This window comes from Ruegeria sp. CDSC068, from assembly GCF_059610545.1.
This window is the reverse complement of record NZ_JBXWNV010000003.1, coordinates 83,424-96,523: the sequence shown is the minus strand read 5'-3', so window position 1 is coordinate 96,523 and position 13,100 is coordinate 83,424. Positions and strand designations below refer to the sequence as shown.

Genomic DNA, 13,100 nt, shown 5'->3' with positions numbered 1-13,100 from the left:
TTCGTCGTTTTAAACATTGGATGTGCGGCCCCTCCGGAACCAGAGCATATCCACCTTTGTCCCTACATTTCTGCGACGCAGCGTAGTCAGATCGTGGGCAAATGACAAATGACCTCTGTGCGTGGGGCGCTGAGTATTATCGCTTGACCCAAAATCGGAACTCGGGCAAGCATCACCCACGATGGTTCCCTATGGTTCGCCAAGGGATGAAAAGGGAATACGGTGAGGTTGCCAACAAGCGCCAAGTCCGTGACTGCCCCCGCAACTGTAAGCGGTGAGCGACGCCAAATACCCACTGACCCCAAATGGGTCGGGAAGGATGGCCAAGCCACGACCCGCAAGTCAGGAGACCTACCATCCGATGTTCAACCAACCCGGGGCGGGGCGTCCTGGAAGGAGGCTTTATGACACGTCTAAGACGTGATGACATGATTGGCACCTTCTGTCCGCGCTTGGCAACAGGCGGAGTGGGCCATGTCGATCAGTCCTGATCACTTCCTTCTGATTTGCGAGACCTGCGAGGGTTCTGACCGGGCGGATTCATTGCGCGCTGCGCTTGCAAGCAAGCTTCCATCCAGTTTTGACATCCAAAGCGTTTCCTGCATGGCCGGTTGCGGTCGTCCCACAGCCGTCGGGTTTCAGGCATTCGACAAAGCGCAGTACCTTTTCGGTGATATCCAATCGGCTGAGGACGTGGATGCTTTGGCCGAATTTGCACATCAATACCTTCGCAGCGCGGATGGGTGGACCAACGCAACGCAGCGCCCGCCTGCCCTTCTTGAAAAGACCCTGGCGCGCCTGCCACGGCTGAAGCTGGAGACAAGCGCATGACCTGCGGAGCTTTCCTTGAGGCGCGCGGGCTGGAGTTTTACGCCCTGAACGGCGACGTACTGCTGCAAAACATCAATTTCGAACTGAATGAAGGGGCCACTCTGGCAATTGCCGGCCCAAACGGTGCGGGTAAGACAACGCTGCTGAATCTTTTGTGCGGCGGCGAAGAGATTGTTCTGGGGGACGTTTTGGTAAAGGGGCGCAGCCTTCGGCAGCTTTCGGCGATGGACCGCGCCCGAATGATCGCCGTGGTCAGTCAGCAGGAATCGCCGGACGGGCGTTTGTTTCTGCGCGACTACGTGGCCCTTGGGCAAATCCCCATCCGCGCCGATCGATCTGCGGCTGAGCACGCCTTGGAATTGGACCGCATCCTGAAGCTGACCGGACTCGTCGCCCTCGCCGACAAGCGGATGGCCGTGTTATCCGGCGGGGAACGCCAGCGCGCTCATATCGCAAGGGCGCTGGCGCAAAACCCGTCGCTTTTGTTCCTGGATGAGCCGACGAACCATCTGGACCCGGACGCCAAGGGACGCATGCTGTCGCTGGTCGCCGAGCTGGGCATTACGGTGGTCATGATCGTCCATGATCTGGTCATGATCCCGGAATTCGCGACCCATGTCGCGTTGATGAAATCCACGCGTCTGACCGGTTTCGGCCCCGTGCACGAAGTGCTGACACCCGAAAGGGTCCGTGAAACGTTTGGTGTCGATTTTCTTAGCTTTCAGCACGAAGGCCGCATGATCCCGGCACTGGATATCCGAAGAACCACTACCTCAAACTAGGAAAAATAACATGAACAAAACTCTCTGGTGCGCTGCACTGATCACTGGCATTGCAAGTGCCGCAACAGCGCGCGAGATCACCGTCGACAATTGCGGCGAGCCGCTGGTGTTTGAAACTCAGCCCGAGCGGCTGGTCGTACACGACATGAACATGACCGACATGGCCTTTGCGCTGGGTTTGCAGGACAAGGTCGTTGGCCTGACGGGCATCACTGGCTGGTACAAAACCAGCCCCGAGTTTGACACACTGCGCGGCGACATCCCGGAACTTGCGCCTAAGTACCCGACAGTTGAAAATCTGGTCGCTGTCGAACCCGACCTTTTCTTTGCGGGCTGGTACTATGGGATGAAGCCGGGCGGTGACGTGACCCCCGACACGCTTGCGCCGTTTGGCATCAAAACGATGATCCTGACGGAAAGCTGCGTACACCTGGATAAGGATCGTCCCGAAGCCAGCATGGATTTGCTGTTCACCGACGTCCTTCGCTTGGGCAAAGTAATGCACGTTGAAGACAAGGCAGAAGAGCTGGTTTCCGGCTGGAAAGAGGAACTGTCCGCGATTCAAACACAGACAGCCGACCTGCCGAAGCCCCGCGTTTTCCTGCTGGACGGTCCCGCCGATGCCCCGTTTACGGCTGGTAAGTTTGCCATTCCTGACGCGATGATTGCTGCCGCTGGCGGCGAGAACGTCACCCATGACATGGACACCAGCTGGGGACGTTCCTCGTGGGAGGCTGTTGCCGCTTCGAACCCGGAATTCCTGGTTTTACTTGATTATCAAACTGGAAATGGCGCCGCAGATACCTTCAAGTTCCTGCAGGACCATCCCGTGATGTCTCAGACGGATGCGGTCAAGAACGAACGCTGGATTGGTCTGCGCTACGAGGAACTGACACCCGGACCGGCAAATATCGAAGCAATTTCGAAAATGGCCAAAGCCATGCACCCGGGCCTGAACTGATATGGGCCGACTTGGCCTTACACTCTTGCTGGGGGCGGCTGTATTGGCCGCCCTTTTGCTAACCTCGACGGTCTACGGGACCACATCCATTCCAGCCTCTGACGCACTGGCCGGTGTCTTGTTGGGCACGGGAATAGTGGAAGGGGACATGTCTCCGCTCCACCGCATCGTGTTTGACCTGCGCTTACCACGCGCGCTGTTTGCCGCCGTGATCGGTGCCGGGCTGGGCATCGTCGGCGTTGTCCTGCAAACCACCACACGCAACGATCTGGCGGACCCGTTTCTGTTCGGCCTGTCCTCTGGCGCTGCAGCGGGAGCTGTCTTTGTCATTACAGTAACCGGAGATGTGCTGGGCTTTTGGACCCTGCCACTGGCCGCGTTTTTCGGAGGGCTTGTCGCATCAGGTATTGTGCTGGCTTTGGTTCATGGGCTGCGCACAAGCGCGCCCGAAAAACTGATCCTCGCGGGGCTCGCGGTTTCGTTTTTGTTTTCAGCTATTACCAATTATCTGATTTTCGCAGGCGACAGCCGCGCGGCCCATTCGGTTATCTTCTGGATGCTTGGGGGTTTGGGTCTTGCCCGGTGGGAGACATTCCCGCTGGTCTGCGCAGGTTTAGCATTGATCCTCGCCTATGCAATGTACCGTAGCCGCTGGCTTGATGCACTGCTGACTGGTGATTTGACGGCCGCCACCCTGGGTGTGCCCGTTCAAGGCTTACGGTTCCGAATGTTCTTCGTCGCAGCTCTTGCAACCGCTGTATTTGTGTCCGTCGCGGGTGTGATCGGTTTTGTCGGCTTGATGGTTCCCCACATCGCACGCGGTATCGCGGGGCCTTTGCACAGCCAGCTTGTGCCTACCGCCGCCATTGTCGGAGCAGCTTTGCTTACAGGCTCGGATATCCTGAGCCGTCTGTTGCTTGCCCCGCAAGAGCTGCCTGTTGGGATTGTCACGACATCGCTGGGATCGGTTTTTGTTTTTCTTCTACTAATCCGAACCGCGCGCCCTCGCAGATGATCTCAAAGGGTCGCTTCGGCAAAAAAATTAAAGTTTCCTAAATGACTAATATTTAACAGGCCAAATGACCTAAATCAAAAAAGGCCCCCACAGATCACGGTATGCGATACACTCGATTACAGGAATCGAGTGTAGCCAGGTCGCATGCAATGCAACAACTGACCAGCCGACGCGCGTTTCTAAGCGCAAAGATCAGACCAGAGGACGGCAATATCGCCAGACCTCCGGGCTCGGTTGAGCTGTGCTTTGTTGAAACATGCAGTAAATGTGGTGATTGCGCAGATACTTGCCCCGAAGATGCGATCGTCATCGGGACAGATGGATATCCCCGCTTCCAGCCCACTGACAATCCCTGCACCTTCTGCGGTGACTGCGCCCGTATTTGTCCAACCGAAGCGATATCGATTGACCGTTTGCCAGATTGGCCATGGCGCGCCGCGCTTACAGCGGACACCTGCCTATCTATGAACGGCATCAGTTGCCGCATCTGTCAGGACAATTGCGAACAAAGCGCGATCCGTTTCAAACTGATGACCGGCGGCCGCGCAGAGCCGGTGCTTGACCTTGATACATGCAACGGCTGCGGGATTTGCCCAAGTTTATGTCCCGCCGATGCCATTGCGCTGGAACGCCAACCTCAACCACAAATGGAAGCTACTCAATGAACATCTGCGGTTGTCTCGCCCATGTCGCACCTGATCACACGAGCGCAGCAGCGCGCGTGATGAAGGGCACGCCGGGTGTCGAAATTCACGCTGAAACGGAAGATGGCCGATTTGTTGTCGTCGTCGAAGACACTCCAACCCGTCTTGCATCCGAAACCATCATGGATCTGCACCAGATCCCAGGCGTCATCTCTTTGACCCTGACTTATCACCATTTCGAGGATCTCGCGGACGCCCATCCGCAGCCCGATGCCCCAAGCCCAACCACCAGCCGGAGGCCCACGCAATGACACATTCTGAATCCCGTCGGACTTTTCTCAAGGCCTCTGCGGCCGCAGCAACGGCGTCAGCCGCTGGTATTCCGTTGGCGGCCGGTCAAGCCAATGCCCAGGCCGGAGCGCCAGACATCCGGTGGGACAAGGCGGCTTGCCGGTTCTGTGGTACAGGCTGCTCTGTTCTGGTTGGCACCAAAGAAGGTCGTGTCGTTGCGACGCAAGGCGACCCCGACGCGCCGGTGAACCGGGGGCTGAACTGTATCAAGGGTTATTTCCTGTCCAAGATTATGTACGGCAAGGATCGACTGACTACACCTTTGCTACGCAAGACCAATGGCGAATACGACAAAAACGGTGAATTCGAGCCGGTAAGCTGGGACGAAGCGTTCGATGTCATGGCCGCAAAATGGAAAGAGGCGCTGGCCAAGAAAGGCCCGACCAGTGTCGGCATGTTTGGTTCCGGTCAATGGACGGTTTGGGAAGGCTATGCGGCCTCCAAACTGATGAAAGCCGGGTTCCGGTCCAACAATATCGACCCCAACGCACGGCACTGCATGGCATCAGCCGTTGTGGGCTTCATGCGGACGTTCGGCATTGATGAGCCGATGGGCTGCTATGACGATTTTGAGCACGCGGACACGTTCGTTCTGTGGGGTTCGAACATGGCCGAGATGCACCCGATCCTGTGGTCGCGCCTCACCGATACACGTCTGACCAAACCGGATTGCGAAGTGCATGTACTGTCGACGTTTGAGCATCGCTCGTTTGAACTGGCGGACAACGGCATCGTTTTTGAACCGCAGACCGATCTGGCGATCCTGAACTACATCGCCAACTACATCATTCAAAATGGCGCGGTAAACGAAGACTTCGTCAAGAAGCACGTCAACATCACCAAAACCGCCACCGATATCGGCTATGGCCTGCGCGACACCAACGCACTGCAGCAAGAAGCCGAAAATCCGAACTCGGGCAAGATGGATCCGATCAGTTTCGAAGAATACGCCGAAGCCGTCGCGCCCTACACGCTGGAATATACCTCTGAACTGTCTGGTGTCCCTGCAGACAAGCTGGAGAAACTGGCCCAGCAATATGCCGACCCGAACCGTAAAGTGATGAGCTTGTGGACCATGGGCTTCAACCAGCACACCCGTGGGTCCTGGGTGAATTCGCTGATGTATAACGTGCACTTGCTGGTGGGAAAGATTTCCGAACCCGGAAACTCACCGTTCTCGCTGACGGGTCAACCGTCGGCCTGTGGTACGGCGCGTGAGGTGGGGACCTTTGCCCACCGTCTGCCGGCGGACATGGTTGTTACGAGTGATAAGCACCGCGAAATCTGCGAAACCGCATGGAACATCCCCGAGGGCACTATCCCGCCCAAGCCCGGCTTCCACGCCGTGTTGCAGCACCGCAAACTGAAGGACGGCGAACTGAATGCCTATTGGGTCCAGTGCAACAACAATATGCAAGCCGCGCCCAACATCAACGAAGAAGGCTATCCTGGTTACCGTAACCCGGAAAACTTCATCACAGTCTCGGATCCTTACCCAACTGTCACCGCAGTTTCGGCCGACTTGATCCTTCCCACGGCCATGTGGGTTGAGAAAGAAGGCGCCTATGGCAACGCCGAACGCCGTACGCAATTCTGGCGTCAACAGGTGCAGGCACCGGGTGAGGCCAAGTCGGACCTGTGGCAGCTGATGGAATTCGCGAAACGTTTTACCATCGAAGAGGTCTGGGGCGAAGAGCTGCTGGCCAAGATGCCCGAGCATCGCGGCAAGACCATGTATGACGTGCTTTATGCCAACGGTAAGGTCGACCAGTTCCCGCTGTCGGAAACGGCGGAAGGGTTCCACAACGACGACGCGGAGCATTTCGGCTTCTACGTTCAGAAAGGTCTGTTTGAAGAATATGCCGATTTCGGACGCGGCCACGCGCACGACCTTGCTCCGTTCGAGATGTATCACGAGGCCCGTGGCATGCGCTGGCCTGTCGTCGACGGCAAGGAAACACTCTATCGCTTCCGCGAAGGGTATGATCCGTATGTGCCGGAAGGCGCAGACGTTAAGTTCTACGGCTACGAGGACGGCAAGGCCAAGATCATCTTTGCCCCCTATGAGCCCGCCGCCGAGGAACCGGATGAGGAATTCGATCTGTGGCTATCCACCGGTCGTGTGCTGGAACACTGGCATTCAGGCTCGATGACCCGCCGCGTGCCCGAACTGCATCGCGCGTTTCCGTCAGCCGTTGTCTACATGCACCCGGAGGACGCCAAGGATCGCGGTCTGCGCCGTGGGCAAGAGATCGTACTCTCCACCCGCAGGGGCGAGGTGACCAGCCGGGTTGAAACGCGCGGCCGCAACAAGGTGCCACGCGGATTGGTCTTTATGCCATGGTTCGACGAGCATCAGCTGACCAACAAGCTGACGCTGGACGCGACTTGCCCGCTGTCGAAAGAGACCGACTACAAGAAATGCGCCTGTAAGGTCGAGCGCGCGTAACGGACAAGCGAGGCAAAGGCCGTCCCCATGCCCTTTGAAGGTAAACCTCTTTCGCCGCAACGGCGTCGCTTCCTGCAGGATGCGGCGCGTGCGTCGGGCGGCTGTGTGGTCGCCGGGTCATTGTTGGCATGGCTTGCCCGCGATGCCCGCGCGTTGCCGGCCGAAGCGTTGCGCCCCCCCGGCGCGCTACCGGAAGAGGCGTTTCTGTCCGCTTGCATTCGCTGCGGGCTTTGCGTGCGGGATTGCCCTTACGACACATTGAAACTGGCGGAATTGGGCGTGGATGCGGTTGCTACAGGGACGCCCTATTTCACAGCGCGGGATGTGCCTTGTGAAATGTGTGACGACATCCCTTGCGTGGCCGCCTGCCCCACCGGTGCATTGGATCCGGCCCTCGACAATATTGATGATGCCAAGATGGGTGTTGCCGTCCTTGTCGATCAGGAGAACTGCCTGAACTTCCTCGGCCTGCGCTGCGATGTCTGCTATCGCGTCTGCCCCGTGATTGATGAGGCAATCACGCTGGAAACGGCCCATAACGAACGTTCGGGCCACCACGCAATGTTTATCCCAACCGTTCATGCGGACCACTGCACAGGCTGCGGCATGTGCGAGAAAAGTTGCGTTCTGCCCGAGGCCGCGATCAAGGTCCTGCCTGCGCGCTTGGCCCGCGGCAGCAGTGCCGATCACTACCGCAAAGGCTGGGAAGAAAAAGAGGCCAAAGGCGGTCCCCTTGTTGAAGGCCTCATCGATCTGCCGGACCGTCTGCCCGGACCGGGCACCGACAACCTTGCCGCACCGGGCGGGTTCGCACCAGCATACGATTTGCCGGGGGTCGGACAATGAGTGCACGCACACATATGCCGGCCGGAATGGAGGCCATCGAAGAAAAAGGTTGGGTGCGCGCCCACAAATACCTGCTGCTGCGCCGCGCAAGCCAGTTGCTCTTTCTGGCTGTGTTTCTTCTGGGACCGTGGTTCGGCATCTGGATCGTTCAAGGCACGCTTGCGGGATCTTTGACACTGGGCGTGCTGCCGCTGACCGACCCGCTTATCCTGCTGCAAAGCGTGATCGCTGGGCATTGGCCGGAATTGACGGCCCTGATCGGCGGAGTGATCGTTCTCGCCGCTTACGCTCTGATTGGCGGGCGCGTCTATTGTTCATGGGTTTGTCCGATCAACCCAGTCACCGACGCAGCCAACTGGTTGCACAGACGTTTGGACCTGCCGAAAGGCTGGCAGCCCAAGCGCAGCACCCGCCTTTGGATATTGGCCACCGTCCTAATCGTCTCGGGCGTTACAGGCGTGATCGCATGGGAGCTGGTCAACCCGATAACCATGCTGCATCGCGGGCTGATTTTCGGCGCGGGGTTCGTGTGGGCCATGATCATTGCCATCTTCGTGTTCGACCTGTTCGTTTCGCGGCACGGTTGGTGCGGTCACATCTGTCCGGTTGGCGCATTTTACGGCCTGATTGGTGCCAAAGGTTTGCTGCGGGTCAGCGCCCCGAACCGGATAGCCTGCGATGATTGCATGGATTGCTATGCCGTTTGCCCAGAAAATCAGGTCATATCTCCTGCGCTGAAGGGTAAGTCGGGTTCCACACCACTGATCCTTTCCCCTGACTGCACCGCCTGCGGTCGTTGCATCGACGTGTGCGCCGTCGACGTCTTCAAATTTACTCACCGGTTCGACGACAAGGTCGCCGCACCTACTGATCCAGTTCCCGCGCCCGATCCGCGCGCAGCCAGACCTATCTGAGGGAGTGCCAAGATGAACAAGCCAACCCGAACAGGCCTTATAGCCCTTATCCCCGTTTTGCTCTTGGGCGGATTCGCCCTTGCGCAATCAGCTCAGGTAGAATCCCTGCGGGGTGCCGATGTGGATGAACTGATCCCTCTGGAACAGATCCACAAGAACGTCGAAGGGCGCATGCAGCGCAACTATCGCCAACAACCGCCGCTGATCCCGCACTCGGTCGAGCAATACCAGATCGACACGCGCACAAATCAGTGCTTGTCCTGCCACGACTGGACCAAAGCCGGTGAACGCAACGCCCCGACATTGTCGATGACACACTATCTGGATCGCGACGGCAACGAGTTGGATCACATCGCAGGCACACGTTATTTCTGCAACCAATGCCACGTGCCACAAGCAGACGCACCGCCATTGGTTGACAACGTCTTTCAACCGTCCTCGGGCAATTAATCCAACGCAAGAATGAAAGGAGCACCAACATGGCAGACTCTCCTGAAAAACGCGGGTGGATTGGCCGCATCTGGAACTGGATCTGGACCCCGGCGGTTGCCTTTAGCTCGGGCTTTCTGATCCTTGCGGGTTTTCTGGCTGGAATCCTGTTCTGGGGCGGGTTCCACTGGACGCTTGAGCTGACGAATACCGAGGAGTTCTGTACCTCGTGCCATACGATGGAGACTAATCTGGGCGAGTATCGTGAGACGATCCACTACAACAACCACTCCGGTGTGCGGGCCATCTGTTCCGATTGCCATGTGCCGCATGAATGGAACCACAAGATCAAAGCCAAGATCATGGCGGTCAAGGACGTCTATCACGAGCTGGCAGGCACGATTAGTACACCCGAGAAATACGAAGAGCACCGTCTGAGCATGGCGACCGCCGTCTGGAAGAAGATGAAGGCCTCCGACAGTCGCGAATGCCGGAATTGCCACAACTTCGACTATATGGATTTCACGTTGCAGGAAACGCGCGCTGCCTCTGAGCACCAACGCGCCATTGATGAAAACATGACCTGTATCGATTGCCACCAGGGCATCGCCCATAGCCTGCCACCCGGCTATCAGGAGCGGTATCAGGAAGTGACCGAAACCTTGGCCAGCAAAGCGCAGGGTTCGTTGCAACAACAGGCCGCAGCTGACGGCGATGACATCAAGTCATTCCTGAGTACTCGGGCAGACTAAAAAGGGACACGAAATGCTGGAAATTCTGGGAACAATCGGGGCCAACGTCATCAGTCTGCCGGGTATCCTTGGGCTGGCCTTGGGAATGATGACACGCCGCGTTTGGCTGGGCGCATTGATGGGGGGCATTGTCGGGGTGTTGGCAACCTTCGTATTCGCTCATGGTTCATTTGCCGCGGTCGATACATTTGAGCTGTTGGTCGCAATTGGCATTGGCCTTTGCGCTGGTAGCGTGGGATCGGCCATACGCATCAAGGGGGCAACGGTCTGACACTATTGGCAATCTAAGATCCAATTACATTTACTTTGCCGCATGTGAAACTGCGGCAAACAACCCAGCGTTGCCTCAACGTAAAAGTTCAGGAAACGCGACAAACGATATCAATTCAGTAGTATAACCCTGTTAAGGCCTTTGGGCTTGGCGTGATGGTCAATGAAAACAAACCATTCAGACGGGGGCATCTATGCTGCGAACATTACAAGATTGGTGTTTTATCACCCGTGTTTTAGCGGCTTCGATTGCATTTTTGCTTGCTGATCAGGGTTTGGCCCAGTCAGATGCAGCAGCGCCCAGTGCGACCAATGACGATAGGCTGGAAAATGCAGACTGGGCCAACGTGCAGGATATCCTGAACCACCGCTGTGTGGTGTGCCACAGCTGCTACGACGCGCCCTGCCAACTCAAGCTGACATCCCCTGCCGGCCTTTTGCGCGGCGCCAGTAAAGAGGCGGTCTACCACTCCGAACGACTAAAAGATGCGCAACCAACACGGCTTGGCATCGACGCGCACACAATTCCCGGGTGGCGGGATCTTGGTTTTTTTCCCGTTCTTCCGTCATCCGAGGTGACCGGCACGGGCAGGTCGGTGTTAGAGCGCTCCCTTAACCTCGGCAGGCAAGCCCGTTTGACGCCTAACGCACCTGTCCCAACCCAGCTTGGTTTGTCGATTGATCGCCCCTTGACCTGCCCTACAACGCAGGAATTCGACGCCTTCAGCACGGAAAACCCAAGGGCGGGAATGCCCTACGCCACAGCCCCACTGAGTGAGCAAGAATACCAAACCCTCATGTCATGGCTTAAAAATGGTGCGCCCTTGCCATCGGCCACACCACAAATCCCTCAGGACATTCAGGATCAGATCACAAATTGGGAGGCCTTTCTGAACGTGCCCGACCTGCGCCATCAATTGATGAGCAGATATGTATACGAACATCTGTTTCTGGCGCGTCTCCACTTTCCATCCGACAATCCAAGACAGTTTTTTCAGCTGGTGCGGTCCGCCAGCCCGCCAGGATCAAAGATTGAGATCATCGCGACACGCCGTCCCTTCGATAGTCCCGGCCCAAGGCCGTTCTACTATCGCCTGCAGGCATTCGACGAAACGATCGTGCACAAAGATCATCTGGTCTATAGTTTTGGTCCGGATCGTCTGGCGCGATACCAGCAGCTATTCCTTGATCCGGCCTGGTCCGTCACCGACTTGCCTGCGTACGGAGAAGACGAAGGCGGCAACCCCTTCAGCACCTTTGCCAACATACCGGCCCGCAGCCGTTATCAGTTTCTTTTGGACGATGCGTTGTTTTATGTGCGCAGCTTCATCCGCGGACCGGTCTGTCACGGCGAAACCGCTGTTGACGTGATTGAAGATCGGTTCTGGGTCAGTTTCCTTGATCCGGATGCCGATCTGTCCGTCACAGACCCCAGCTTTTTGGCGGACGGAGCGGCCTTTCTGGAATTGCCGGTGGGTACTGCAGATATAGGGTTCTTGGGGGGCATTCAGGGAATGTCCCATGAAAACCAGATCAAATACCTTGAGTTTCGGGATGCCCGATATCGCAACAGCGCGGCGCACAAAAACGGGTTTGGATATGACGCAATCTGGGATGGCGAGGGCACCAATCCCCAGGCGCTGATTACCGTGTTTCGGCATTTCGACAATGCCTCTGCTATGGCCGGGTTCCACGGCGGCATCCCCGAAACCGCATGGGTTATCGATTATCCGGTGTTCGAACGTATCTATTACGACTTGGTCGCCGGTTTTGATGTTTTCGGTCGGCTCGAACACCAGCTTTCAACCCGGTTATACATGGACGAGCTGCGGATGGAGAGTGAGGACACTTTCCTGAACTTCATGCCGCGCGGCGACAGGCAAAGGATGCACAAGACCTGGTACCAAGGAGCTCTGGCCCAACTGCACACGTATTGGCACCGGCGCCGTGTCGATGACAGTTTTCCGACTGGCATAGATTTTAAAACGGACACGCCAAAGCAGGAATTCCTCGTGGAACTTCTAAATCGCGGCAACGGACTTTGGGCTGTCGAGGACACGATCAACAGATGCAATGGGGCCGCCTGCTCGAATGGCAATGCAGAAGTTGTGAACAACTTGCGCGACATTGCGAATGAAACCGGCGATTGGGTCAGGTATCTTTCAGATGTTTCTCTGCTTTTGGTGGACAACGAAGATGGTTCCACGTCTCTCTATTCGCTGCTCCACGACAAGGCCCATTACAATGTGGCGTTCTTGTTTGAAGAAAAAGATCGCAGGAATCCGCAAGCCGACGTGCTGACCATCCTTCCGGGGGTGATCGGAAGCTATCCAAATTTCTACTTTCGACTTCAGGAAGCCCAGCTGGCGTCTTTTGCAACCGACCTCAAATCAGTGCGGTCGCAGACCGAATGGCTCGATTTCGTAACCACTTATGGCCTGCGCAGGACAAGCCCGGGGTTTTGGGAAACCAGCGATCAGGTGATGACTATGTTTCTGGCAAGCGACCCCGTTCAGGCAGGCGTGCTGGACCTGAACCGGTATAAGGACCCTCGATCCGATAGCGATCCTGAAAACAACTAAGTCCGCCCATTGAAAAAGGGGCGTCTGATCATTCGCATTTTATCAACTCGACGCAGAAAGAAAGCCTAATACCTAGGCCACGTCATTGAGCCAAACTGAAGTAGCGGTAAGCACAGCAAACGCGGTTGTTACGGCATTTTCAAAAGCCGATGCCGCCTCGTTTACTTTATTTTCTGGCATGACATTATACTGCCTGCAAGAGCTCCGTCAGCCCTAGATAATCGGCGGGAAACCTTGTCTGTAACCCGAGCGGAAACAGAACGAAATATACACC

Annotated in this window: 13 protein-coding genes and 1 riboswitch; all 13 genes read left to right on the top strand. The window is 56.8% G+C overall.

Going from position 1 to position 13,100, the window contains the following annotated elements; translation table 11 throughout:
* Positions 1-165 precede the first annotated feature (165 nt).
* A riboswitch (cobalamin riboswitch) is annotated at positions 166-373 on the top strand.
* Positions 374-474: 101 nt separating this feature from the next.
* Complete coding sequence (locus AC2FID_RS07930; protein WP_496836229.1) at positions 475-831, top strand: DUF1636 family protein; 357 nt, start codon at positions 475-477, stop codon at positions 829-831.
* Positions 828-1,613, top strand: coding sequence for an ABC transporter ATP-binding protein (locus AC2FID_RS07925; RefSeq protein ID WP_496836228.1), 786 nt, complete (start codon positions 828-830; stop codon positions 1,611-1,613). The genes AC2FID_RS07930 and AC2FID_RS07925 overlap by 4 nt, the downstream gene beginning before the upstream one ends.
* Before the next feature lie 10 nt (positions 1,614-1,623).
* A complete protein-coding gene (locus AC2FID_RS07920) occupies positions 1,624-2,574 on the top strand; it encodes an ABC transporter substrate-binding protein (RefSeq protein WP_496836227.1) in 951 nt (316 codons plus the stop codon).
* Position 2,575: 1 nt separating this feature from the next.
* Entirely contained in the window at positions 2,576-3,589 is a 1,014-nt protein-coding gene (locus AC2FID_RS07915) for a FecCD family ABC transporter permease (protein WP_496836226.1), read from the top strand.
* A gap of 149 nt (positions 3,590-3,738) precedes the next feature.
* Positions 3,739-4,254 carry a ferredoxin-type protein NapF gene (locus tag AC2FID_RS07910; protein WP_109311108.1) on the top strand — a complete coding sequence of 172 codons (516 nt, stop codon included), beginning with the start codon at positions 3,739-3,741 and terminating at the stop codon, positions 4,252-4,254.
* Positions 4,251-4,544, top strand: coding sequence for a chaperone NapD (locus AC2FID_RS07905; protein WP_058276663.1), 294 nt, complete (start codon positions 4,251-4,253; stop codon positions 4,542-4,544). Before AC2FID_RS07910 ends, AC2FID_RS07905 begins: the two co-directional genes overlap by 4 nt.
* Positions 4,541-7,033 carry a nitrate reductase catalytic subunit NapA gene (napA, locus tag AC2FID_RS07900; RefSeq protein ID WP_282151975.1) on the top strand — a complete coding sequence of 831 codons (2,493 nt, stop codon included), beginning with the start codon at positions 4,541-4,543 and terminating at the stop codon, positions 7,031-7,033. Before AC2FID_RS07905 ends, napA begins: the two co-directional genes overlap by 4 nt.
* A gap of 27 nt (positions 7,034-7,060) precedes the next feature.
* Entirely contained in the window at positions 7,061-7,879 is an 819-nt protein-coding gene (gene napG / locus AC2FID_RS07895) for a ferredoxin-type protein NapG (protein WP_496721492.1), read from the top strand.
* Positions 7,876-8,793: a quinol dehydrogenase ferredoxin subunit NapH gene (gene napH, locus AC2FID_RS07890; protein WP_496836223.1), complete on the top strand. Its 918-nt coding sequence runs from the start codon at positions 7,876-7,878 to the stop codon at positions 8,791-8,793. The genes napG and napH overlap by 4 nt, the downstream gene beginning before the upstream one ends.
* Before the next feature lie 12 nt (positions 8,794-8,805).
* Complete coding sequence (locus AC2FID_RS07885) at positions 8,806-9,243, top strand: nitrate reductase cytochrome c-type subunit (protein ID WP_282119339.1); 438 nt, start codon at positions 8,806-8,808, stop codon at positions 9,241-9,243.
* Between the two features lie 29 nt (positions 9,244-9,272).
* Positions 9,273-9,974, top strand: coding sequence for a NapC/NirT family cytochrome c (locus tag AC2FID_RS07880; protein WP_058272027.1), 702 nt, complete (start codon positions 9,273-9,275; stop codon positions 9,972-9,974).
* A 13-nt stretch (positions 9,975-9,987) separates the two neighbouring features.
* Positions 9,988-10,245: a hypothetical protein gene (locus AC2FID_RS07875; RefSeq protein WP_058276668.1), complete on the top strand. Its 258-nt coding sequence runs from the start codon at positions 9,988-9,990 to the stop codon at positions 10,243-10,245.
* A 193-nt stretch (positions 10,246-10,438) separates the two neighbouring features.
* Positions 10,439-12,826: a fatty acid cis/trans isomerase gene (locus tag AC2FID_RS07870; protein ID WP_496836220.1), complete on the top strand. Its 2,388-nt coding sequence runs from the start codon at positions 10,439-10,441 to the stop codon at positions 12,824-12,826.
* Positions 12,827-13,100 lie beyond the last annotated feature (274 nt).